The sequence below is a fragment of the Massilia sp. NP310 genome (genome assembly GCF_019443485.1).
Lineage (GTDB): Bacteria > Pseudomonadota > Gammaproteobacteria > Burkholderiales > Burkholderiaceae_D > Telluria > Telluria timonae.
The window spans coordinates 253812-276190 of record NZ_CP080379.1; the positions used below are offsets into that span (position 1 = coordinate 253812).

At 67.5% G+C, this 22379-nt stretch carries 22 protein-coding genes; 12 read left to right on the forward strand and 10 right to left on the reverse strand.

Annotated features, from left to right (window positions below):
* Nucleotides 1-53 precede the first annotated feature (53 nt).
* A complete protein-coding gene (ppa, locus tag KY496_RS01170) occupies nucleotides 54-593 on the forward strand; it encodes an inorganic diphosphatase (protein ID WP_071363340.1) in 540 nt (179 codons plus the stop codon).
* Between the two features lie 102 nt (nucleotides 594-695).
* On the opposite strand, the gene KY496_RS01175 is transcribed toward ppa, so the two are convergent.
* The 10 genes from KY496_RS01175 to KY496_RS01220 form a co-directional block, all read right to left on the reverse strand.
* A complete protein-coding gene (locus KY496_RS01175; protein ID WP_219863489.1) occupies nucleotides 696-2177 on the reverse strand; it encodes a PA domain-containing protein in 1482 nt (493 codons plus the stop codon).
* The gene (locus KY496_RS01180) at nucleotides 2164-2562 is read right to left on the reverse strand and encodes a post-PEP-CTERM-1 domain-containing protein (protein WP_219863491.1); all 399 of its coding nucleotides are present in this window, start codon (nucleotides 2560-2562) and stop codon (nucleotides 2164-2166) included. The genes KY496_RS01175 and KY496_RS01180 overlap by 14 nt, the downstream gene beginning before the upstream one ends.
* Nucleotides 2563-2577: 15 nt before the next feature.
* Nucleotides 2578-3234 (reverse strand): choice-of-anchor J family PEP-CTERM protein, encoded by a 657-nt coding sequence (locus tag KY496_RS01185; protein WP_219863493.1) that lies wholly within the window; start codon nucleotides 3232-3234, stop codon nucleotides 2578-2580.
* A 480-nt stretch (nucleotides 3235-3714) separates the two neighbouring features.
* Complete coding sequence (locus tag KY496_RS01190) at nucleotides 3715-4806, reverse strand: branched-chain amino acid ABC transporter permease (protein ID WP_219863495.1); 1092 nt, start codon at nucleotides 4804-4806, stop codon at nucleotides 3715-3717.
* Nucleotides 4807-4810: 4 nt separating this feature from the next.
* Nucleotides 4811-5845 (reverse strand): branched-chain amino acid ABC transporter permease, encoded by a 1035-nt coding sequence (locus KY496_RS01195; protein ID WP_219863496.1) that lies wholly within the window; start codon nucleotides 5843-5845, stop codon nucleotides 4811-4813.
* Nucleotides 5846-5853: 8 nt separating this feature from the next.
* The gene (locus tag KY496_RS01200; RefSeq protein WP_219865032.1) at nucleotides 5854-6600 is read right to left on the reverse strand and encodes an ABC transporter ATP-binding protein; all 747 of its coding nucleotides are present in this window, start codon (nucleotides 6598-6600) and stop codon (nucleotides 5854-5856) included.
* A complete protein-coding gene (locus KY496_RS01205; RefSeq protein WP_005669542.1) occupies nucleotides 6587-7384 on the reverse strand; it encodes an ABC transporter ATP-binding protein in 798 nt (265 codons plus the stop codon). The genes KY496_RS01200 and KY496_RS01205 overlap by 14 nt, the downstream gene beginning before the upstream one ends.
* 1 nt (nucleotide 7385) lies before the next feature.
* Nucleotides 7386-8585 (reverse strand): substrate-binding domain-containing protein, encoded by a 1200-nt coding sequence (locus tag KY496_RS01210; RefSeq protein WP_219863498.1) that lies wholly within the window; start codon nucleotides 8583-8585, stop codon nucleotides 7386-7388.
* Nucleotides 8586-8605: 20 nt separating this feature from the next.
* Nucleotides 8606-9478: an alpha/beta fold hydrolase gene (locus KY496_RS01215; protein WP_184239561.1), complete on the reverse strand. Its 873-nt coding sequence runs from the start codon at nucleotides 9476-9478 to the stop codon at nucleotides 8606-8608.
* 61 nt (nucleotides 9479-9539) lie between these two features.
* Complete coding sequence (locus KY496_RS01220) at nucleotides 9540-11825, reverse strand: TonB-dependent receptor (RefSeq protein WP_219863499.1); 2286 nt, start codon at nucleotides 11823-11825, stop codon at nucleotides 9540-9542.
* A gap of 408 nt (nucleotides 11826-12233) precedes the next feature.
* Between KY496_RS01220 and KY496_RS01225 the strand changes: the two genes are divergently transcribed.
* From KY496_RS01225 to KY496_RS27270, 11 genes are all read left to right on the forward strand, one after another.
* The gene (locus tag KY496_RS01225) at nucleotides 12234-13160 is read left to right on the forward strand and encodes a LysR family transcriptional regulator (protein WP_005669546.1); all 927 of its coding nucleotides are present in this window, start codon (nucleotides 12234-12236) and stop codon (nucleotides 13158-13160) included.
* Nucleotides 13161-13216: 56 nt separating this feature from the next.
* Nucleotides 13217-14131, forward strand: coding sequence for a LysR family transcriptional regulator (locus tag KY496_RS01230; RefSeq protein WP_219863501.1), 915 nt, complete (start codon nucleotides 13217-13219; stop codon nucleotides 14129-14131).
* Nucleotides 14132-14373: 242 nt separating this feature from the next.
* Nucleotides 14374-15798 carry an SLC13 family permease gene (locus KY496_RS01235; protein WP_071363330.1) on the forward strand — a complete coding sequence of 475 codons (1425 nt, stop codon included), beginning with the start codon at nucleotides 14374-14376 and terminating at the stop codon, nucleotides 15796-15798.
* A 22-nt stretch (nucleotides 15799-15820) separates the two neighbouring features.
* A complete protein-coding gene (mdcA, locus tag KY496_RS01240; protein ID WP_219863503.1) occupies nucleotides 15821-17488 on the forward strand; it encodes a malonate decarboxylase subunit alpha in 1668 nt (555 codons plus the stop codon).
* Nucleotides 17489-17498: 10 nt separating this feature from the next.
* Nucleotides 17499-17813, forward strand: coding sequence for a malonate decarboxylase acyl carrier protein (gene mdcC, locus KY496_RS01245; RefSeq protein ID WP_005669552.1), 315 nt, complete (start codon nucleotides 17499-17501; stop codon nucleotides 17811-17813).
* On the forward strand, nucleotides 17810-18709 hold the full coding sequence (locus tag KY496_RS01250) for a biotin-independent malonate decarboxylase subunit beta (protein ID WP_219863505.1): 900 nt from the start codon (nucleotides 17810-17812) through the stop codon (nucleotides 18707-18709). Before mdcC ends, KY496_RS01250 begins: the two co-directional genes overlap by 4 nt.
* 2 nt (nucleotides 18710-18711) lie before the next feature.
* Nucleotides 18712-19428, forward strand: a complete 717-nt coding sequence (gene mdcE / locus KY496_RS01255; protein WP_005669555.1) for a biotin-independent malonate decarboxylase subunit gamma — start codon at nucleotides 18712-18714, stop codon at nucleotides 19426-19428.
* A complete protein-coding gene (gene mdcG / locus KY496_RS01260; RefSeq protein WP_219863507.1) occupies nucleotides 19412-20092 on the forward strand; it encodes a malonate decarboxylase holo-[acyl-carrier-protein] synthase in 681 nt (226 codons plus the stop codon). Before mdcE ends, mdcG begins: the two co-directional genes overlap by 17 nt.
* Nucleotides 20080-20967 (forward strand): triphosphoribosyl-dephospho-CoA synthase MdcB, encoded by an 888-nt coding sequence (mdcB, locus tag KY496_RS01265; RefSeq protein WP_219863509.1) that lies wholly within the window; start codon nucleotides 20080-20082, stop codon nucleotides 20965-20967. The genes mdcG and mdcB overlap by 13 nt, the downstream gene beginning before the upstream one ends.
* Nucleotide 20968: 1 nt before the next feature.
* On the forward strand, nucleotides 20969-21898 hold the full coding sequence (locus KY496_RS01270; RefSeq protein WP_219863511.1) for an ACP S-malonyltransferase: 930 nt from the start codon (nucleotides 20969-20971) through the stop codon (nucleotides 21896-21898).
* A gap of 131 nt (nucleotides 21899-22029) precedes the next feature.
* The gene (locus tag KY496_RS27270) at nucleotides 22030-22158 is read left to right on the forward strand and encodes a hypothetical protein (protein ID WP_267877515.1); all 129 of its coding nucleotides are present in this window, start codon (nucleotides 22030-22032) and stop codon (nucleotides 22156-22158) included.
* The last annotated feature ends 221 nt before the right edge of the window (nucleotides 22159-22379 follow it).

Sequence of the window (22379 nt, forward strand, 5' to 3'; positions counted from 1 at the left end):
GATTCGCTATAATGACGGCCTATTATTGACTCTCCAGCAACCAAGGACCATCCATGAGCCTGAATAACGTCCCAGCCGGCAAAGACGTGCCGAACGATTTCAACGTCATCATCGAAATCCCGATGAACGCCGATCCGGTCAAGTACGAGGTCGACAAGGACAGCGGCGCGATCTTCGTCGACCGTTTCATGGGGACGGCCATGCACTATCCGTGCAACTACGGCTACGTGCCGCAGACCATCGCCGACGACGGCGACCCATGCGACGTGCTGGTCATTACCCCGTTCCCGCTGCCGCCGGGCGTCGTGGTGCGCTGCCGTGCGCTGGGCGTGCTGAAGATGACCGATGACGGCGGCGGCGACGCCAAGGTGATCGCGGTGCCGGTCGAAAAAGTGCTGCCGATGTACAAGAAAATCCAGTCGCTGGAAGACCTGGAAGAGCTGCGCCTGAAGCAGATCCAGCACTTCTTCGAGCACTACAAGGATCTGGAACCGGGCAAGTGGGTCAAGATCGAAGGCTGGGCCGGCATCGAGGAGGCCAAGGCCGAGCTGGTCAATGGCGTGGAAGCGTACAAGAAGGGCGCCCAGGCTTAATCGCCCAGGCTCGAATTTGTCGCTGAACGAGCCGGCGCCCGTGAGGGCGCCGGCTTTCTTTTTGCCGGCGGCGGCATGCTGCCGCCGCTCTGTGGGCTCCGCTTACCAGCCGAGGTCGCGCAGCAGCGGCAGCGTCAGGTCGAGCGGCGGCATGAGCACGTAGCGCAGGTCACTGTTGATCGACGGCTCCATCAGGAGGTTGCGCGTGGCCTCGGTCGTGAAGTGCGAGACCGAGGAGCCGGGCGCGTTCACGCCCGGCGTATACATGAGCATGCGCCGGCGGGTGTCGGTGCCGGCCAGGCGCACCGGATCGGACTGCAGCCGCGCCACCACGCCGGAGCGGGTGGCCGAGCGCTTCTGGAGGGCCAGCTTGAGCGCCCGTCCATCGGCGCGCGTGATGCGGGCCGACGGAATCGCGATGCTCGCATCGACCCCCGGCATGCCGGCCACTTCGCCCGCCGCGCTGTCGGCCACGATCATGCCGATCGCACCCGCGACCTGCACATTGCGCGCCTTGACCACGTAGTCGCAGCCGCCGCGGTCGACCAGGGCAATATTGCCGCGCACCGCCAGCGCATTGGTGGCGCTCAACGCAGAGCAGGCCAGGCCGTTGCCGTTCGACTGGTCGACCACCGGCATCAGTTGTCCCCTGACCGGCGCGTTGCGGATCCGCGGGCCGAAGCTGGCGTCGCCCACCGCGTATTCGCCCGCGGCGGCAGCGGCATTCTCGCCGCTGATCGCCAGCACCGACGCCGGGCTCAGCACGGCCGGCGTGGACCCGGTGACATGCCAGCCGTTCCAGGACAGGCCACGCCAGGTGGTGGCGCTGGCGACCCGCTCGGCGTTCGTCATCTGCACCCACAGGCGCTCCCGGCGGTTGTCGATCAGGTGGAAATCCCAGGCCGAGGGCCGGCCGAGCATGAAGGCGCCGGTCTCGTTGTCGGTAAAGGTCTGGAAACCGAGACCGTGGGCGATCTCGTGCAGCAGGGTGGCCACCAGGTCGATCTGGCTGCCGGCCTTGCGGTCGAGCCCGAGGTAGAAGGTGAGGCCGGGAACGCAATCGGGGAACAGGCCGAGCCGCGAATTGAAGCGCGCGATGATGTGCGGGTCGCCGGGCGCGGCGAAATCCATGCCGGCCAGCTTGCCGGCCAGGGCGGTCGGATACCAGGTGCCATTGATCGGGGCGGACGGGAAGTTGGCGACTACCTGGTAGGCGCCGGCCGCGCCGAGCACGGCGCCGGTGGCGTTGCAGTCGAGCGGCAGGAAGGCGGCGCCGATGCGGATCGGCACGTTGCTGACCAGGTGCGCGGCCCAGATGTCGGCGGCGTAGCGAAAGGCGTTCAGGCGCTGCTCGCCCAGGGTGGTGCCGGGGTTGTCGCCGACCGGCGCGACCGGGGTCGGATCGTTGAAACCGACGCCGGGTGCGTTCTGGTTGATGATCTCGATGGTGGCCGCGCGCGCGCCGCCGATGGCGGCAAAGCCGGCCACGGCCAGCAGGGCGATGGCGGCGAATCGGGCGAGATGGCCAAGGCGGCGTGGATGGGCGCCGGCAGCGAGGCCGGCATGGCGTTCAGCGATGGTCATGACGGGATGCTCCCTGCGCGGCCGGCGCGGATTGGTCGAGGACGCGGGTGGCGGCGTGGGCGCCGTCGACGCAGTGGTGGTCGAGCTTGCCATCGGCGCCGCGCTTGACGACGGCGTAGACGAGGCCGCGCTCGCCCAGTACGGCGCTGCTTTCGCCGCGGGTGCCGGTCACCGCCTGCGGCTGCGCCGGCGCCGCGCGCGTGGTGGTGGCGGAAGAGGCGCGCAGGGCGCGCAGTTCGGTCGCGGTCGGCGCCCGCAGTTCACCGGTCTCGGCGTCGCGTACGACGCTCAGGCCCTGGGCAGCCGGCGCCTGGGGAGCGGCGCCGGCGACGCCGCACAGCGCCATGAGCGCAGTTGGAGCGAGGAAGGAAAGTGTGGTTCGCATGGAATTCTCCGGGTTTCAATAGCGCTCGCGGCGCTGCATCAGGCCAATCACGCCCAGCCCGCTGGCCAGTACCAGCAGGCCGGCCGGCTCGGGCACGGCGGTGACGACGCGCACGGTGTCCAGACCGACATAGCCGGGCGTGGCGGGGTCGCCCAGGTAGCGGAAGGCGAAGCGTCCTTCTCCTTCGACCGTCAGGCCCGCGTTCCATTGCCGCCATTCGGCGGGAAAGGCGTCGCCGCCGATGGTGGCGAGCAAGGTGTCGAAGCCGGATGCGGCGGTGCCGCGGCCGGCGCCGAAGCGCACTTCGATCCGGTCGGCGAAGCCGTCGACCAGCTTGCGGCTGGTGAAGAACGACAGCGTGGTCAGGCCGCTGAGCGTGAGCGTGGGCGTGATCAGCCAGTCGTCGACACTGCCCATGCCGTTGGCGGCGCCGAGGGCACTGGCGGCGGCATAGGAATCGGGGGCGCCGGAGTGGGCGCGGAAGACGTCGGGATCGCCCTGGAACCAGCCGGCGCCGGGCGGGAAGCTGCGGTTGAGGCGGTCCCAGCCGGACAGGCCGGCCAGGTTGCCGAAGCCCTCATTGAGCACCTCGACCTTGGCCTGAGCGGCCAGGGACGAGGATGCGGCGGCGGTGACTGCCGCTGTCGCAATCAGGATGTTGAGTCGTTTCATGTGGTATGTGTGCTTGTGCCAGAAGGATGGGACTCCTCGCGCTGGCTGACGACGAGGCCATTTGCCTATTCATGATAAAAATGGCAACCTCGGCGTTGTTGATATGCATTCAGGGTGACGAGCGGGACGTGCCGTGTCCGTCAAACGCAGCACGGGAACTTGACGAAATCGCTTGCATTCGCGCAAGTCTATGCTGGGAGGCAAGCGCGACAGGGAAAGCAGGAGCAAGACTCCAGCCCATCCCCGGTGGCTGATGCCGTGTATGGCGGCAAGGAAGCGCGCCATCGCCTGACTTGCAGCGAGAGCGGCGCTACCGTGGCGAATGTGGCGGTGACGTCAGGCACGGCTGCCGAACTTTGCCGGCGCAAGGCAGGAAAGTCACGCCTGTCAGATACGAACACGGTCGACAGGACGGCTCGGGACAGGAAGAGGACGCTGAGCACCTGTGCTCACGTCCTCGACAGCAGGTGAAAGGCCGCTTCAGGCGGCAGGCGCGCGGCGCCGCGCCAGCCACGCCCGCACGCGCAGCTTGCCGACGATCCCGATCGGGAAGAAGTAGATCGACAGGATGAACAGCACGCCCAGCCACAGCAGCCAGCGGTCCGGATGCAATGCGGCCGCCAGAATGGGCACGCCTTCGAGCGCGGTCGCGCCGTGCGCCATCAGTTCCTTCAGGTAGTTCTGGGCCAGGATGAACAGGGTGGCGCCGATCACCGCGCCATACATGGTGCCCATGCCGCCGATGACGACGATCAGCAGGATGTCGGTCATCACTTCGAAGCCGAGCGAAGTCTTGGGCCCCACGTAGCGCAGCCACAGCGCCATCAGGGCGCCGGCCAGCGCCGCCACCAGCGCGGCCAGGCAGTTGGCCCAGATGCGGTAGACCATGGTGCGGTAGCCGAGCGCCTCGGCGCGGAACTCGTTCTCGCGGATCGCCTGCAGCACGCGGCCGAACGGCGAGTTCACCAGCCGCAGCAGGAACAGGAACAGCAGCACGCTGCCGGCGAACACCAGGTAATAGGTGATCACCTTGCCGTCGACGTAGCGGCCGAAGACCTCGTTCTCGAACAGCAGGTAGCTGGGCGACAGCAGCTCCGGCACGCTGAAGGTCACGCCATCTTCGCCCCCGGTCAGGTCGGACAGCTGCGAGGCCAGCACCGCAAACGAAGATGCAACGGCCAGCGTGATCATGGCGTAGAAGATGGCGCGCACGCGCAGCGCGAACAGGCCGACCACCAGGGCCAGGGCCAGCGCCAGCAGCAGCGCCAGCACCAGGCCCGTGACCATCACGCCCCAGGTCGGTTCGTCGACGCGGGCCAGGGCCAGGCCGATGCCATAGGCGCCGATGCCATAGAACATGGTATGGGCAAACGAGACGATGCCGGTGTACCCCAGCAGCAGGTCGTAGGACGCCACCAGCACGATGTAGACGCAGATCGTGGCCGCCGTGTTGAGCGGGCGTGCGCCGGAAAACAGGAAAGGCGCGAGCAGGAGTCCCAGCAGGATCACGAGCAGCAGCGCGGTCAGGATGCGGCTGCGCGGCAGGTCGCCGGAAAGAAGTTTGTGCAGCATAAGGTCAGCTCCGCGACGTCGAATACAGGCCGGCCGGACGCCACAGCAGGACCGAGATCATCAGGATGATGCTCGACACCAGGGCGATCTTCGGCGCCAGGAAGCCGGCGTAGTTGGCCACCAGCGCCATCAGGAGGGCGCCGATGAAGCAGCCGCCCACCGAACCCAGGCCGCCGATGATGATGACGATGAAGATCATCACCATGATCTCGCTGCCCATCGCGGCGGTGAGCGTTTCCTTGTACAGGCCCCACATCACGCCGCCCAGGCCGGCCAGGCTTGATCCGGCCGCGAACACGGCCACGAACAGGCGCCGGATGCGGTAGCCGAGGGCCTCGACCATCTCGCCGTTCTCGACCCCGGCGCGCACCAGCAGGCCGACCTTGGTGCGATTGAGCACCAGGAACATGGCGATGAACACCACCAGACCGACCACCACCGCGACCAGGCGGTATTTTTCCACTGCCGCGTCGCCCATCAGGATGGCGCCGCGCAGCGCGGTCGGCAGCGGCAAGGCGATCGTCTCGGCGCCCCAGATCACGTGGATCAGCTGTTCGGCCACGATCATGCCGCCCATCGTGATCAGGATCTGCTTGAGGTGCTGGCCATAGACCGGCTTGACGATGATGCGCTCGAAGGCCCAGCCCAACAGGCCCGTGACGACCATCGCGAGGGTCACGGCCAGGGCCAGCACGCCCAGGTTGATCAACAGCGAGTCCATCTCGAGCCAGCCGCGCATGGGCAGCAGGACCAGCGTGGCGGAGAACGCCCCGACGGCGACGAAGGCGCCGTGGCCGAAGTTCAGCACGCTCATCAGGCCGAACACGAGGGTCAGGCCGCTGGCCATGATGAAGATCATCATGCCCATCGCCAGGCCGGCGACGGTGAGGGTGAGCCAGGTGGGGAAGCTGCCGACCAGCGGCAGCATGGCCAGCATCAGCGCGGGCACCAGCAGCAGCGGCGCGATGTCGCGCCTGGCCGCCGGCAGGGGCGCATCGGCTTGCGTCTCGGTGTTGGAAACAGGGAGGATTGCACTCATGTCGGGTCCTATTGGTGGGAGTCGAGCGACAGCCCGAGGAGGCGCTGCTGCAGCGCGGCGTCGCCGGCCAGCGCCGCCATCTTGCCGGCATGGGCCACGCGCCCGTCGTCCATCACGCTGACACTGTCGCCCAGCGAGCGCACGAAGTTGAAGTTCTGCTCGACCAGCAGGATCGTGGTCTCGCGCTCCTTGAGTTCGCGAAAGGCCGCGATCAGGCTTTGCACGATGCTCGGCGCCAGGCCCTTGGTCGGTTCGTCGACCAGCAGCAGCTTCTTCGGCTCGACGATCGCGCGCGCGATCGCCACCATCTGCTTCTGGCCGCCCGACAGGTTCCCGGCCGGGTAGTGCCAGAACTTGCGCAGGGCCGGGAAGAAGCCGCAGATCCAGTCCACGCGGGCCGCGTCCAGCGGGCCGTTGCGGGCGGCCAGCACCATGTTTTCGCGCACCGTCAGTTCGGAAAATACGGCCATGTTCTCGGGCACGTAGGCGATGCCGGCGCGGGCGATGTCGGGCGTGGTCAGTTGGGTGATGTCGCGGCCGTCGAAGTGGATGCTGCCGGCGCTGGCACGCCAACAGCCCATGATGGTGCGCAGGGTGGTGGTCTTGCCGGCGCCATTGCGGCCCAGCAGCACGGCCAGTTCGCCGCGCGGCACCGCCAGGTCGACGCCCTGCAGGATGTGGTACTGGCCGATGTGGGTGTGCACGCCGGACAGCCGCAGCAGCGGAGCGTCGTGGGCCGGATCAGGCGTGAGCATGTTCGGGTTCGGGTGTTCCAAGATAGGCTTCCTGTACGATCTTCGATTCCATCACTTCGCGCGGATCGCCGTCCGCCACCAGCGTGCCGTTGTGCAGCACGACGATGCGGTCGGCCAGCTGGCGCACCACGTCCATCTTGTGCTCGACCAGCAGCACGGTCTTGTCGCGTTCCTGCTTCACCTGGCGGATCAGGTCGAGCACCACGGGCACCTCGTCCACGCTCATGCCGGCCGTGGGTTCGTCGAACATCATCACCGAGGGCTCGAGCGCCAGCAGGATCGCCACTTCGAGCTTGCGCTGGTCGCCGTGCGACAGGGCGCCGACGAACATGTCGCGCCGGGGCATGAGGGCGACGCGCTCCAGGTAGTGTTCGGCGCGCGCGATCAGCTCCTTGTGGCTCGACCAGATCGAGAAGAAGTTCAGGCCCATGCCGGCGCGGCTCTGCACCGCCAGGCGCACGTTCTCGACCACGGTCAGGTGCGGGAACAGGTTGGTCAGCTGGAACGCGCGGCCGATGCCCAAGCGGGTACGGCGCGCCGCGCCGTCGCGCGTCACGTCGCGCCCGTGCAGCGCGACCGTGCCCCCGGTCGCCGCCAGCTGGCCCGAGACCAGGTTGAAATACGTGGTCTTGCCGGCGCCGTTGGGGCCGACGATCACGGTCAGGGTGCCGGGGTAGAAGTCCGCCGTCACCGCGTTCACCGCGACGTGGCCGCCGAAGCGGACGGTCAGGTCGCGCGTCGACAGCGCCGGCCGGCGCGGGTCAGGAACAGGGGGCGCCGTCATGTCAGCGCTTGTTCTTCACCGGCAGCGGCAGTTCGCTGGCCGGGATTTCGCGCACCAGTTCCAGCAAGTCCCATTCGTTCTTCTGGTCCTTCTTGATGCAGAAGTGGTACATCGGCTGGATCGCCTGGTGGTCTTCCTTGCGGAAGGTCATCGTGCCTTTCGGGGTCTCGAAGCTCATGCCTTCCATCGCCGCCACCATCTTGTCGCCATTGCCGTCCGGGACCTTGGTCAGCGCCGCCACCACCGCGCCCGCCGCCGCCATGCCCCCGGCCGTGAACATGTCGGGCGGGGCCTTGAAGCGCTTCAGGTGTTCGGCGACGAACCAGTCGTTCATCTTGTTCTTCGGGAAGCCGTAGTAATAATAGATCGTGCCTTCGGTGCCGGCGAAGTTCTTCCAGGTCTTCATCACCGGCAGGATGTTGCCGCCGGGGGAAAGCACGATGCCATGGCGTTCCGGCTTGAGGTCGGCGATCTTGTTCATCGGATTGGGGCCGGCCCAGACGATCTGCAGGATGCGTGGCTGCGGCTTGTCCTTCAGTGCGTCGAACAGGCGCTGCGACGAGGCGGTGAAGTCGGTCGTCGCCAGCGGCGCGTATTCTTCGTGGATCACCCTGGCCTTGCTGCCGGTGGCGGCCAGCGCTTCCTTGCCGGCCTTGATCGCATCGCGCCCGAAGGCGTAGTCCTGGGTCAGGAAGCCGACGCTGCCGCCCTTGAGCGTGCTGGCGGCGGCCAATGCATCCTGCATCGAGCTGCGCGCGGTGCGGAAGATGTACTTGTTCCACTTGTCGCCGGTGATGGCGTCGGCCACCGCCGGTTCGATGATCAGGACTTTCTTGTATTCCTTGGCCACCGGCAGCATGGCCAGCGCCGAGCCGGACGAAGTGGTGCCGACGGCGATGTCGACCCGGTCGTCGCCATAGGCCTCGGCCAGCAGGGTGCGTCCGAGATCCGGTTTGCTCTGGTCGTCCTTGACGATCACCTTGATCTTGCGGCCATTGATCGTCATGGTGCCGCCGGTCAGGTATTCGAGGCCGAGCATGAAGCCGGCCTCGGTCTCGCGCGCATAGGATTCCATGATGCCGGTCTTGCCGGCGATGAGGGCGACCTTGAATTCCTTGCCTTGCGCCAGCGCGCCAGGGGCGGCGCCGGCCGCGAAGGCGAGCGCCAGGGAGAGTGCGAGGGGTTTGATCAGGTGCTGCATCGTGTGTCTCCTTGTTTTAATTAAGGGACCCGCGCCAGGAAAGCGCCGATCGCCTCGAAGGCTTCCGGTTCGGTGAGCATCGGCGCATGGCCGACGTTCGGCACTTCGGTATAGGCCAGGCTGGGGGCCGCCTTGCGCATCCAGGCCGCCTGCTCGAGCTCGACCAGGTCGGACAATTCGCCCCGGATCATCAGGGTGGGGCGATGCCGCGTCAGGCGCCGGAAGGCCATGCGCAAGGCCAGCGAGGTTGGAGGAAGTCTACCGTTTTGCAGGCTGTGGGCGATACCGGGATCGTAGCGGGCGCACAACAGGCCGTCGTCGCGCTGCTCGAAGGCGCGCTGGGCCCACTTGTTCCATTCGGTGTCCGGATTGGCGGGGAAGGCGCAGGCATTGATGTCACGGACATAGCAGGTGGCCTCGTCCCAGTTGGCGAACGTGGCCGGCTTGCCGACGTAGCCGGCGATGCGCTCCAGGCCGCGCGGGGACAGCACCGGGCCGATGTCGTTCAGCACCGCGCCGGCCACCAGGTCGAGGCGCTGCGCGGCCAGGGTCATCGTGATCAGGCCGCCCATCGAGGTGCCGATGAAGACGGCGCGCGCGATGCCCAGCGCATGCATCAGGGCCACCACGTCGGCGGCGTACACCAGCGGCGTGTAGTTGGCCGGGTTCGGGTCGCGCGCCGAGTGGCCGCGGCCGCGCACGTCGACCGCCAGCACGCGGCGTCCGAGTCCGGCCACCTGCGGGGCCAGTTCGTCGAAGTCGAGCGAGTTGCGGGTGAGGCCGTGGATGCAGATCACGGGCAGGCGGGCCGGGCCGCCTGCGCCGTGGTAATCGCGTGCGTAGAGGGCGAGGCCGTCGCTGCTGGTGTAGCGGATGGGAGAAAAGATTGACACGCTCGATGGATCCTTCAGGTGGTTCGTGGCACGGGCGTTCCCGCCCGTGCCTTTTCCTTCGTCAGAAGCGCAGCTCCAGCGTCGCCGACACCGTGCGCGGGTTGCCGTAGAAGGCGGTGACCGTGCCTTCGTTGCCCAGGGTCGGGAACAGGTAGCCGGCGGTCTTGTAGTGCTCGTCGCCCAGGTTCTTGCCATGCAGGCCGGCGCGCACCTTGCCATCTAGACGGGTCCACACGATCGATGCATCCCAGATCCGGTACGACTCCTGGTCGAGGATCGACGGCGTCTCGAACTGGGCGGTGGCGCCCTTGTACGAATAGCTGCCGATCAGCGAGATGCGGCCGTTGTGGCCCATGAGCGGCAGCGGAATGTCGTAGTTGGCGCGCAGGTTGGCCGAGTTCTTCGGCGTGTTCTGGAAGATGCGCTGGCCGGCCACGTTCACGCCCGCCACGATGTATTCCTTGTACTTGGCGTCGATGTAGCTGACCATGCCGGCGACCATGAAGTTGGGCGTGATGTTGGCGATCGCTTCCAGCTCGGCGCCCTTGATCTCGGCCTTGCCGGCATTGGTCGTCACGCCGGCGAAGCTGTCGTCGCGGCCGTCGCCGTTGGTGTCGACCGCGATCGAGCCGGGAATCTGCACGTCCTGGTAGTCGCTGTAGAACAGCGCGGCGTTGGTGGTGATGCGTCCGCCGTTGAAGGCCGACTTGAGACCCAGCTCATAGGTCTCGATGGTTTCGGGCGCATAGCCGGCGCGGGCGACGTCGAGCGGAATGCGGGTGCCGACCACGTTCAGGCGCGGATCGAAGCCGCCGCCCTTGAAGCCTTCGGAATACGAGGCGTAGACGTTGTGGTCGGGGTTCATCTTCCAGTTGACGGCCACGCGCGGGGTGAATTTCTTGTCTTCGCGCTCCAGCAGGCCATTGCGCAGGTCGGTGTCGGTGCGGAACAGGAGCGCGCCCGGGTTGCCCATCTGGGGCGAGCCGGCCAGGCCGAAGTAGATCTGGCGCAGCACGTCGGCTTCGCGCTTGTCGACCGTGTAGCGCCCGCCCAGCGACAGGCTCAGGGTGTCGGTGAGGTTGTAGCTGCCGTCGAAGTAGGCGGCCCAGGCCTTGGTGTCGATGTCGCCCATGGTATAGGTGGACGTCGGCACGGCGCCGGCCAGGATGGTGTCGAACTCGTTGAAGGCATTGGCGTCCATGTAGTAGACGCCGGCCACGCCCTGCAGGCGCGGGCCGTTGTAGGTCACCTGCAGCTCCTGGCTGAACTGGCGGTTGGTGTACAGCGCCGGCACCTCCATGTCCACAACGGGCAGGGCGTCGAAGTCGATCGGCGCCCACGACTTGTCTTCGCGCGCGGCGGTGATCGACTTCACGCTCCATTCGTCGTTGACGTGGTATTCGATGGTGGCCGAGCCGCCGTAGGCGCGCACTTCCTGGTCGCGGCCCAGCGCCTTGGTGAGGTTGGCGCGCGTGTCGAACACGTCCGGCAGGATCGGCGCCCCGCTGGTGCGGCCCACGATCAGGCGATGGCCGTTCTTGGGATTGGAGTCGTCCTGCGTGAAGTCGCCGGCCAGGCGGATGAACAGGTCCTGGCTGGGCGTGAACTCGGCCGAGACGCGGCCGGCGGTGACGTCCTTGTCGTAGTTGCCCTTGCCGGTAAACAGGTTGTCGCCGAAGCCGTCGCGCTTGAAGCGGGCGACGGTGGCGCCCAGGCGGGCGGTGTCGGTGAGCGGGGTGCTGGCGGTGACCACGGCTTCTTTCTGGCCGTACTCGCCGACGGTGGCGCGCACGCGCACGTCGCGCTGCGGCCCGAGCTTGCGGGTCACATACTTGACGGCGCCGCCGATGGTGTTGCGGCCGTACAGCGTGCCCTGCGGGCCGCGCAGCACCTCGATGCGCTCGACGTCGTAGATGTCGGCCACGGCGGCCTGCGGGCGGGCCAGGTAGATGTCGTCGATATAGATGCCGACGCCGGATTCGAAGCCGGCCAGCGGGTCGGCCTGGCCGACGCCGCGAATGAAGGCGGTGAGCGTGGTGTTGGTGGCGCGCGACGCCTTCAGGGTGGTGTTCGGCAGCGCCAGGGCCAGGGCGGTCACGTCGGGCACGGCCTGCTTGGACAGCTGGTCGGCGCTGAATGCGGTGACCGAGACCGGGACGTCCTGCAGGGTCTCCTCGCGCCGGCGCGCGGTGACCACCACTTTCGAGACGTTTTCCTCGGTTGGCGAAGCGGCCGGCGTGCCGGCCGCATCCTGGGCCTGGGCCACGCCCATCGATCCGCCGGACAGCACCAGCAGGGCGGCGGCGGACTGATTCAGCAGCTTCATCTTGTTCCTGGTCAGACGCATTCTAGTCTCCTCATTTTTGGTATGGCATGCAATCGAGCATGCGTGCGATCGAGCGCATGCCAGGCAGTGTGCCAAGGTCGGGTTTGGTTGAATAGTCAACAATCGCCCACCCCGTTGTGCATGAATGCACAGCCCGCTTGCCGGCCCGCGTTGTGAGCTTTCCTAGGGACAGATGCCGCAGCGCACCATTTCTGTGCCACTGCAGACATCGTCGGTAAATTGCTTGCAGAGGGAATGTGCACGAGCGCACAATGTGTCATCTTGATATCTGACAAGCGATCTCATGAGTACCTCGAAAAACCGTAGCGAGCGGCAGCCAGGGCGGCCGAGAAGCGCAGCCGTACGAGCAGTACGGCGAGCATCGCAGGCCGCCCTGGCAACGCGCAGTAGGTTTGTCGAGGTACTCTCATGAATACGCTTCCGGAGTGGACGGACTTACGATTCTTTCTCGAGCTGGCCCGCGCCGGCACCCTGTCGGGCGCCTCGCGCCGCCTCGACGTCGAGCACACGACCGTCGCGCGCCGCATCGACCGGCTCGAGACCCAGCTCGGCGCGACCCTGTTCGACCGCTCGCGCGAGGGTTATGAGCTGACCGAGGTCGGCCTGGCCCTGCTGCCGCACGCCGAGGCGATGGAAGGGGCGGCGCTGGCGGCGGCCGAGCAGATCGGCGGGGCCGAGGTGGCGGCCCACGGCGTGGTGCGGCTCGGAGTGCCCGAAGTATTCGGCGTGAAGGTCGTGGCACCGCTATTGGTCGGCCTGCTGGACCAGCACCCGGACCTGCAGATCGACCTGCTGGCGCTGCCGCGCTTCGCCAACCTGGCCAACCGCGAGGCCGATCTCGGCGTGATGCTCGATCCGCCCACCACCGGCCGCTACGTGGTCACGCGCCTGGCCTCGTTCCACTTCTACCTGTATGCGGCCCCGAGCTACCTGGCGCGCCATCCGGCCATCCGCACCCAGGCCGACCTGGCGCGCCACGACTTCGTCGACTACGTGCAGGACCGTCTCGCCAGCCGCGAGCTGTCGTACCTGAACGAGCTGGGTTTCACGCCGCGCCGGCGCATGTGCTGCTCGGGCATGACGGCGCAGATCGAGGCGGCCTCGCTGGGCATGGGCCTCATGATGGCGCCGCCCTATGCGGTGCCGGACGATGGCCGGCTGGTGCCGGTGCTGCCGGGTTTTTCGGCCGAGCGCTCGTTCTGGCTGGCGGCGCCGACCGACCTGTATCGCCTGCGCCGCGTGAAGGTGGTGTGGGACGTGCTGCGCGAGTACGCCGACAGCTCGCCGAGCCTGTTCGTCCAGGGCGGCATGCAGCCTGCATTGGCGCCGGATTGAAGAGCGCGGTATCCTCGCAAGGTTCACATTCAAGGTTCATCTTCATAAGGGCCCCCATGCGCAGCCAGATCAGCGACGACATCACCTTCCGCAAACTCGAGATCCTGCTGGCCTATATGGAAGGCGGCAACCTGAACGCCGCCGCGCGCATGCTCGACATCAGCGCGGTGAGCGTGCACCGCGCGCTGCACTCGCTCGAGGAGGGCATGAGCTGCCAGCTGTTCAGCCTGCAGGGCCGCAACCTGATCCCGAACGAGGCGGCCCAGGTGCTGGCCGATGTCAGCCGCGAAGTGGTCAAGCTGATGGCGGACGGGATCGCCGCCACGCGCTCGGCGGCCGGCTATTCGGCCGACCATCTCAGGATCGGCTCGCTGTATTCGTTGACGACGGGGGCGATCCCCGAGGTCATCATCGGCATCAAGCTGCGCAAGCAGGAAATCGAGACCGAACTGGTGCTGGGCTCGAACGCCGAGCTGCTGCATAAACTGAAGCAGAACGCGATCGACGCGGCGCTGATGGGGATGCCCGACCCCGATCCCGAGATCGAATCGATCCCGCTGTTCGAGGACGACGTGTTCTTCGCCGCGCCGGCCGGCTCGCCCTACGCGAAGATGAAGGAAGTCGACCTGCGCGCCTGCGCGTCCGAGAAATTCGTGTGCCTGAAGGATGGCTTCGTGACCCTCAGCGGTTTCCAGGAAGCCTTCCGCATCGCCGGCTATGCGCCGACCATCGTCACCCGCGTGGGCGACATCTTCTCGCTGATGAACCTGGTGGCGGCCGGCATCGGCTACACCCTGCTGCCGGGCCGGGTGCGCAATGCCTTCGGCGACAAGGTGCAGCTGATCCCCCTGAAAGCCGACTACCACATGCAGCAGACCATCGGCCTGAGCTTTTTGCGGGTGCGGGAACGCGACCCCAATTTGCTGGCGCTGGCGGCCGTGTGCCGCATGCTCAAGCACAGGAGCGCCTGATACCGCAGCGCAGCATCCGGGCCGGCTTACAGGTCGACAGTTTCGCTGACAGTAAACGTTTCCGACCGGGCGTAATTGATCTCGTCGCCAATCGCGGTTAACTTGGCAGCACAAATAGCTCACCACGAGCCCGACTCAAGAGCATAACTAAGAGCATGGCCCGCACGGGATCATGTATTGGAGACGTACCACCCGCGGTCACACCGGTTGGAGCCGGCGCCGCACCTCGAAGGAGCCTCGCCGTGTCCTCTCATGTCATTGCAATCTGCGTCCTGGCGCTGATGTTCATCGTCGCCACCGCCATGCCCATCAATATGGGCGTCATCGCCTTCGTCGGCGCCTTCCTGGTCGGCACCCTGATCGCCGGCATGGAAACCAAGGCCATCATGTCCGGCTATCCGGCCGAACTGTTCCTGACCCTGGTCGGCATCACCTTCCTGTTCGCCCAGGCCCAGAACAACGGCACCATCGACTGGCTGGTGCGGCTCGCGGTGCGCGCCGTCGGCGGGCGCATCGCGGCCATCCCCTGGGTCATGTTCGCGATCACCGCCTTGCTCACCTCGGTGGGCGCGGTCAGCCCGGCGGCGGTGGCGATCATCGCGCCGATCGCGCTCGGCTTCGCGGCCAAGTACAAGATCAATCCCCTCATGATGGGCCTCCTGGTGATCCACGGCGCCCAGGGCGGCGGCTTCTCGCCGATCAGCATCTACGGGGGCATCACCAACAAGGTCGTGATGGAAGCGGGGTTGCCGATCTCGCCGCTGACCACCGCCTTCACCAGCCTGGGCGTCAACCTGGCGGTGTCGGTGCTGCTGTTCTTCGCCTTCGGCGGCGCCAAGCTGATGCGCCAGCAAGTGCCGAAGGCCGAGCGCTCGGGCAAGGGCCTGCCGGTCTCGCCGTTCGGTCCGCCGGTGGCGGTGGCGGCCCAGGGCCCGCAGATCTATGGCGACGCCGAGAATGAATCGGCCAGCGAGGAACGCCTGACCAAGGAACGTTCGAGCGCGGCCGTCGGCGCCGTGGGCGCCACCGGCTCGGGCAGCGCCGCCGGCCATGCCGGCGTCGACCTGAACGAAGGCCCGACCTTCCACCAGATGTTCACCGTGGTCGGCCTGATCGCGCTGGCCGTGCTGACCCTGCTGTACAAGCTCGACATCGGTTTCGTCGCCATCACCATCGGCCTGCTCATCTCGATCCTGTCGCCGCAGGTGCAGAAACGCGCCATCGGCCAGGTGTCGTGGCCCGAGATCATGCTGATCGTCGGCGTCAGCACTTATGTCGGTGTGATGCAGAAGATGGGCACCATCACCTGGGTCGGCGACAGCGCCGCCAGCCTGGCTTCGCCGCTGACCGTGGCCTTGCTGCTGCTGTTCGTCGGCGCGATCGTCTCGGCCTTCGCTTCCTCGACCGCGGTGCTGGGCTCCCTGATTCCGCTGGCCGTGCCGTTCCTGGCCTCGGGCACCGGCGTCGATCCGATCGGCTTCATCGCCGCCATGGCGGTGGCATCGACCATCGTCGACGTCAGCCCGTTCTCGACCAACGGCGCGCTGGTCCTGGCCAGCGCCCAGCACATCGATCGCGACGTCTTTCTACGGCAGCTGATGATCTATGGCGGCATCGTCACCCTGGTGGCGCCGCTCGTGCTGTGGGTGCTGTTCGTGGTGTTCTAAAGTAGCAATTACAGGAAATCTCATGAATCAAGCTGAAGGCCGCTGGACTACCCAGCAACGCAACCGCGGCGATCGCCTGGCACGGGTCCAGGCGGCGCTCGGCGGGGCGCTGGACGGCAAGATCGTCCAGGCCGCGCACATCGTCGACCTGCTCAATGCCGTGCTGGAGCCGGGCGACCGGGTCTGCCTGGAGGGGAACAACCAGAAGCAGGCCGATTTCCTGGGCAAGGCATTGACGAAGGTCGACACCAGCCGCGTGCATGACCTGCATATGCTGCTGTCGGTGCTGTCGCTGCCGGAGCACCTCGACGTGTTCGACAAGGGAATCGCCTCGAAGCTGGACTTTTCGTTCTCCGGCCCGCAGGCCGGCCGCCTGGCCAAGCTGGCCCAAAGCGGCAAGCTCAATATCGGCGCGATCCACACCTACCTGGAGCTGTTCGCGCGCTACTTCATCGACCTTACGCCGCGCGTGGCGCTGGTGGCGGCCGAGATGGCCGACCGCGAGGGCAATCTGTACACCGGCCCGAACACCGAGGACACGCCGGCCATCGCCGAAGCGACCGCCTTCAAGAGCGGCATCGTGATCGCCCAGGTCAACCAGATCGTCGACAAGCTGCCGCGCGTCGACATCCCGGGCGACTGGGTCGGCTACGTGGTGCAGTCGCCGACTCCGTACTACATCGAGCCGCTGTTCACGCGCGATCCGGCCCTGATCTCCGAGATCCAGGTCTTGATGGCGATGATGGCGATCAAGGGCATCTATGCCGAGTACGAAATCGAGCGCCTGAACCACGGCATCGGCTTCGACACCGCCGCCATCGAGCTGCTGTTGCCGACCTATGCCGCCGATCTTGGCTTGAAGGGGAAGATCGCGCGCCACTGGGCCCTGAATCCGCACCCGGCGCTGATCCCCGCGATCGAAGCCGGCTTCGTGGAATCAGTGCACTCCTTCGGCTCCGAGCTGGGCATGGAAAAATACATCAGCGCGCGGCCGGACGTATTCTTCGTCGGGCCGGACGGCTCGATGCGCAGCAACCGCGCGTTCTCCCAGGCGGCCGGCCACTACGCCTGCGACATGTTCATCGGCTCGACCCTGCAGATCGACTTGCAGGGCAATTCGTCGACCGCGACCCTGGGCCGCATCGCCGGCTTCGGCGGCGCGCCGAACATGGGTGCCGATGCGCGCGGCCGGCGCCACCCGAGCAAGGCCTGGCTCAAGGCCGGCGAGCAGGCGCGCGCGGGCCGCAACGTGATCCCGCGCGGGCAGAAGCTGGTGGTGCAGATGGTCGAGACCTTCCGCGAGCACATGGCGCCGGCGTTCGTGGAAAAGCTCGACGCCTGGCAGCTGGCCGAGCAGGCGAACATGGCGATCCCGCCGGTGATGATCTATGGTGACGACGTCACCCACATCCTGACCGAAGAGGGCATCGCCAACCTGCTGCTGTGCCGCACCGAGGAAGAACGCGAGCAGGCGATCCGCGGCGTGGCCGGCTACACGCCGGTGGGCATGGGCCGAGACAAGCGCATGGTCGAGAACCTGCGCGACCGCGGCATCGTCCAGCGCCCCGAAGACCTCGGCATCGACAAACGGATGGCGACCCGCGACCTGCTGGCCGCCAAGAACATGAAGGGCCTGGTGCGCGCGTCCGGCGGCCTGTACGACCCGCCGAAGCGCTTCAGGAATTGGTGAGGAAACAACCATGGAAACGTTGAAATACCGTTTCGAGCAGGGCAGGCGTTCCCTGGCCGGCATGCCGCAGCTGGTGGGCGTGGTCGGCTCGGGCAATCTCGAGGTGCTGATCGAGCCGTCGCCCTTGCAGGGCGCGTGCGAGATCGAGGTGCGCACCGCGGCCGTCGGCTTCGGCGCCACCTGGCAGGCCGTGATGGCCGATTTTCACGATCGCTGGAGTCTCGCCGACGCGCGCATCAGCATCAACGACATGGGGGCCACGCCGGCCGTGGTCAGCCTGCGGCTCGACCAGGCGGTGGAGTCCCTGACCGGAGGCGCAGTATGAGCAGCTACCAGGAATTGACGGCGCGCCAGCGCATCCCGGCGGTCTTCGACCCCGGCAGCTTCGAGGAATTCCTGCCGCCGGGCGAACGGGTGGCGAGTCCGCACCTGGCCCAGCTCGATGCGCCGGTATCGTTCGACGACGGCGTCGTCGTCGGCCGCGGCAAGCTCGATGGCAAGCTGGTGTTCGGGGCCGCGCAAGAGGGCGGCTTCATGGGCGGCGCGGTGGGCGAGGTCCACGGCGCCAAGCTGGTGGGCATGCTGCGCCGCGCGATCGACGAGCATGCGCACGCGGTGCTGCTGCTGCTGGAATCGGGCGGGGTGCGCCTGCACGAGGCCAATGCCGGCCTGATCGCGGTGTCGGAAGTGATGCGCGCCATGCTGGATGTGCGCGCGGCCGGCATCCCGGTGGTGGCGGTGGTGGGCGGCGCCAACGGCTGCTTCGGCGGCATGGGCATCGCGGCGCGCTGCGCCAACACCGTCATCATGTCCGAGGAAGGGCGGCTGGCGATGTCCGGCCCCGAGGTGATCGAGACCGCCAACGGGGTCGAGGAATTCGATTCGCGCGACCGCGCGCTGGTCTGGCGCACCACGGGCGGCAAGCACCGCTACCTGCTGGGCGATTGCCAGGTGCTGGTGGCGGACGATTCAAGCGCCTTCCGCGCGGCCGCCATCGCGGCGATCGCCGAGCTGCGTGGCGGCGAAGTGCGCCTGACCCTCGAAGGCCTGCTGGCCGAGCAGGCCATGCTGGCGCGGCGCCTGCGCGACGCCGACGGGCTGAAAGAACCGATGGAAGTATGGCGGCAGCTCGGCGTGCCGGAACCCGCCAGGGTGCCGATGCTGGAAGCCGATGCCTTCCTCGACATGGCGGCGCAATACCGCGCCACAAGCGGAGATTGACGATGGATTGGCAACTACTTACAACCCAGCTTTTCCCGGGCGGTCATGAGATCGTCGAACGCGACAACTTTTTATCGGGCACGGCGCAGGTCGACGGCCAGCCGGTCGCCGTGATCGGCACCACCGGCCACACGCCGATCGGCATCGAGATCGCGCTGGCCCAGGCGCAGGCGATCCTCCAGACCGTGCGGGAGCATCCGGGACGGCCGATCCTGATCCTGGTCGATACGCAGGGGCAGCGCCTGCGCCATCGCGACGAGATGTTGGGCATTAACAGCTTCATGGCCCACCTGGGCAAGTGCGTCGACCTGGCGCGCCGCCAGGGGCATACGGTGATCGGCCTGGTGTACGACCAGGCGCTGTCGGGCGGTTTCATCACCAGCGGCCTGATCGCGAGCGCCTGCTATGCGCTGCCGCAGTCGACCATCCGCGTGATGGGTCTCCCGGCGATGGCGCGCATCACCAAGGTGCCCGAAGAACGCCTGACCGAGCTGGCTCGGGACAATCCGGTGTTCGCGCCGGGCCCCGAAAACTACCTGCGCATGGGCGGCCTGCACGGCATTTGGGAAGACGATCTTGCCGCGCAGCTGGTGCGCGCGCTGCGCGACGCCACGGATGAAGACCGGCGCATGGCGCTGGGACGCGAGCGCGGCGGGCGCCTGATGGCGCAGCCGGTGGCCGAGGCGGTCAGGAGTGGCGGCCATGTTCGCGCGGCATGACCTGGTGTGGCTGACGCACCGCGGCTGGCAGCGCGTGCGCGCCGGCGCGCCGGAGGCGGCGCTGGCCGCGCTCGAGCGCTGGCGCGACGGCGGCTGGCCGGCCGTGGTGCGGCGCGCCGAGGCCGGGATGGCGGCGAACGAGGTGGCGATCGGCTTTCCGCTGCCGCCGCGCCTTGAAGAGGGCGGCAAGCTGAAGTTCGGCTGCCGGGTCGAGCTGTCCGATATTGGCCGGCGCACGCGCGCCTTGCCGCTGGTCGCGGCCCTGGACGCGGTGCCGGAGCAGTGGCGCGACAGCCTGGCCCTGCTCGAAAGCCAGGCCGCCGACGCCGGCGTGAGCCTGGCGGTGTATGGCTCGGTGGCGCTGGCGGCGCTGACCGGCCAGTACTACCTGACGCCGCATTCCGACATCGACGTGCTGCTGCAGCCCACCAGCCGGCGCCAGCTGATGAAGGGGCTGGACCTGCTGGCCTGGCACGCGGGCATCCTGCCGCTCGATGGCGAAGTGGTGTTTCCCGACGGCCGCGCGGTGGCCTGGAAGGAGCTGCGCGCGGCGTTTGCCGGCGCCCCCGGCACGCGGGTGCTGACCAAGGGACTGCACCGGATCGCGCTGGTGCTGCCCGAAGAACTGATCGCGACGCTGGAGGAAGAGACGTGCCCGAACTGATCGCCCTGCACCCGACGCCGGCGCCGCACTTGCCGGTTGCCGCCGGCGCGCGCACCTTTGCCCAGGGCCTGGCGCGCCTGGCCGTGCGCAGCCTGTACGCCGAACTGGTCCTGTATCCGAAACCGGGCCTGGTCTCTCTCGTCGACAACGGCAGCCACGCCGACATGACGGCCGCGACCTTCATGCGCAGCATGTTCGCGCTGCGCCGCTATTTTTTGGACATCACCCGGGCCGGCGTGGATGACGCGCCGTTCCACGCGCTCAAGCGGCTCGGCATCGATGCCGAAGCGCGCATGCTGCGCGCCACCGCCGGCATCAACACCCACCGCGGCGCCATCTTCTGTCTCGGCATGCTGTGCGCCGCGATCGGGCGCTGTCGTGCGCGCGGCGTCCCGCTGACGGCGGCCGCGGTGCAGGCCATGCTGCTGCAATGCTGGGGCCGTGAGCTCGGCGCCCACAGCATCGACGCCGGCGCCGCCTCGAACGGCGCCCAGGCGCGGCTGGCCTACGCCGCCAGCGGCGCGCGCGAGGAGGGCGCGCGCGGCTTTCCCTCGGTGTTCGCGGTCGGCCTGCCGGCGCTGCGCCGCACGCTGGCCGAGGGCCGCGGCATGCGCGAGGCGCGCATCGATGCGCTGTTCGCCCTGATGGCCCACATCAGCGACACCAATGTCTATCACCGCGGCGGGATCGAAGGCGCCCTGGGCGTGCGGCGCCGCGCGCGCGCCTTTGTCGCATGCGGCGGCACCGCGAGCCCCGACTGGGAAGCGCGGGCGCTGGCCTGTCACCGCGCCTTCGTCGCCAGCCGCCTGTCGCCGGGCGGCGCGGCCGACCTGCTGGGCGCCGCCTGCCTGCTGCAGGCCGTGACGGTGAACTAGCATGGCGGGACGGCTCGCCATCCTGTGCCCGGGGCAGGGCGCCCAGCATGCCGGCATGTTCGAGCTGGCGCGCCTGGACCCTGGCGCCAGCCGCCTGCTGGACGCATGGTTCGGCGACCCGCAGCTGGCGCCGCTGCTGCGCGCTGCGGTGGAGAGCGAAGAACGGTTTACCAACCGCGTCGCGCAGCCGTCCATCGTCGCGGCGACCCTGGCGATGTGGACCGCCTTGCGCGCCCGGCTGCCGGAACCGGCGCTGGTGGCCGGCTACAGCATCGGCGAATTGTCGGCCTATGGCGTCGCCGGCGCGCTCGATCCGGTTGAGGCGGTGACGCTGGCGATCGAGCGCGCGCGCGTGATGGACGCCTGCCTGGAAGGCGGGGCGGCGCAGGCGATGGTCGCGCTGTCCGGCATGCCGGATGGGAGCGTGGCGGATCTGCTGGCCCGTTTCGGCTTTTATCCCGCGATCGTGACCGGTGACGATGCGCTGGTGGCGGGCGGCCCCGCCGCCCAGGGCGAGGCGCTGGCGGGGGCTGCCCTGGCGTCCGGCGGGCGCGCCACCTTGCTGCCGGTGGCAGTAGCCTCGCATACGCCGCTGCTGCGGGATGCCGTGGCGCCGTTCGCGGCGCTGCTGGAAAGCCAGCGCTGGGCGGCGCCCGCCTGTCCGGTCCTGTCCGGCATCTCGGCCGAACCGGTCATCGACGTGAAAAAGGCGATGCGAGAGCTGCCGCGCCAGATCGCCGAGCCGATCCGCTGGAAGGATTGCATGGATGCCTGCCAGGAAGCGGGGGTGACGGTCGCGCTCGAACTGGGGCCGGGCGCCGCGCTGGCGCGCATGTTGCAAGCGCGCCACCCTGGTATCGCCTGCCGCTCCGTGTCCGAATTCCGCTCGCTCGATGGGATCCATAGTTGGCTATGGAGGCAACTCGATTAACATTCACGAAGCTGATGTCTGATATTGCTACTCAGAATTGGAAGTTCCGCTGGGTCGCCTATATAACGCTTGCATAGCCATCGTTATCGTAGGCGCCGTCGTTGCCGGCGGTGCAATCCAGGAGTCAGAACGTGAAAAAGATCGTCAATGCCCTCGTCGCTGCCGCCGGCAGCCGCGCCAGGAGCATCATTCGCAAGCAGGCTGAGGCCGGCAAGCCGTTCCAGGAAAATTTCCGCAGCAATGCGGGAGGCTGGAACTAAATACGACTGCCGCGAGATCGTCGGCGGCATGCATGAAAAGCTGGATCCGTACCGCGGACCAGCTTTTTTTTCATCGGTATCATTTATCGCAACCCCGACGTATTTGTATAGACGAATGTGCATCGTATTGGAATACTTCGCCGTTTGATGACACAGGTAGTGCACTGCCATAGTGCGTTTTCCGCAAGAAAGCTCTGAAATGGTTTGGCATGATTGTTGCT

Coding starts and splice junctions, on each gene's coding strand:
- mdcG (WP_219863507.1), top strand. CDS start 19,412: ATGTTCGCGCGGCATGACCTGGTGTGGCTGACGCACCGCGGCTGGCAG.
- KY496_RS01200 (WP_219865032.1), bottom strand. CDS start 6,600: ATGCTCACGCCTGATCCGGCCCACGACGCTCCGCTGCTGCGGCTGTCC.
- KY496_RS01175 (WP_219863489.1), bottom strand. CDS start 2,177: ATGACCATCGCTGAACGCCATGCCGGCCTCGCTGCCGGCGCCCATCCA.
- KY496_RS01225 (WP_005669546.1), top strand. CDS start 12,234: ATGAATACGCTTCCGGAGTGGACGGACTTACGATTCTTTCTCGAGCTG.
- KY496_RS01205 (WP_005669542.1), bottom strand. CDS start 7,384: ATGACGGCGCCCCCTGTTCCTGACCCGCGCCGGCCGGCGCTGTCGACG.
- KY496_RS01270 (WP_219863511.1), top strand. CDS start 20,969: ATGGCGGGACGGCTCGCCATCCTGTGCCCGGGGCAGGGCGCCCAGCAT.
- ppa (WP_071363340.1), top strand. CDS start 54: ATGAGCCTGAATAACGTCCCAGCCGGCAAAGACGTGCCGAACGATTTC.
- mdcE (WP_005669555.1), top strand. CDS start 18,712: ATGGATTGGCAACTACTTACAACCCAGCTTTTCCCGGGCGGTCATGAG.
- KY496_RS01220 (WP_219863499.1), bottom strand. CDS start 11,825: ATGCGTCTGACCAGGAACAAGATGAAGCTGCTGAATCAGTCCGCCGCC.
- KY496_RS01190 (WP_219863495.1), bottom strand. CDS start 4,806: ATGCTGCACAAACTTCTTTCCGGCGACCTGCCGCGCAGCCGCATCCTG.
- KY496_RS01195 (WP_219863496.1), bottom strand. CDS start 5,845: ATGAGTGCAATCCTCCCTGTTTCCAACACCGAGACGCAAGCCGATGCG.
- mdcA (WP_219863503.1), top strand. CDS start 15,821: ATGAATCAAGCTGAAGGCCGCTGGACTACCCAGCAACGCAACCGCGGC.
- KY496_RS01210 (WP_219863498.1), bottom strand. CDS start 8,585: ATGCAGCACCTGATCAAACCCCTCGCACTCTCCCTGGCGCTCGCCTTC.
- mdcC (WP_005669552.1), top strand. CDS start 17,499: ATGGAAACGTTGAAATACCGTTTCGAGCAGGGCAGGCGTTCCCTGGCC.
- KY496_RS01185 (WP_219863493.1), bottom strand. CDS start 3,234: ATGAAACGACTCAACATCCTGATTGCGACAGCGGCAGTCACCGCCGCC.
- KY496_RS01230 (WP_219863501.1), top strand. CDS start 13,217: ATGCGCAGCCAGATCAGCGACGACATCACCTTCCGCAAACTCGAGATC.
- KY496_RS01250 (WP_219863505.1), top strand. CDS start 17,810: ATGAGCAGCTACCAGGAATTGACGGCGCGCCAGCGCATCCCGGCGGTC.
- KY496_RS01180 (WP_219863491.1), bottom strand. CDS start 2,562: ATGCGAACCACACTTTCCTTCCTCGCTCCAACTGCGCTCATGGCGCTG.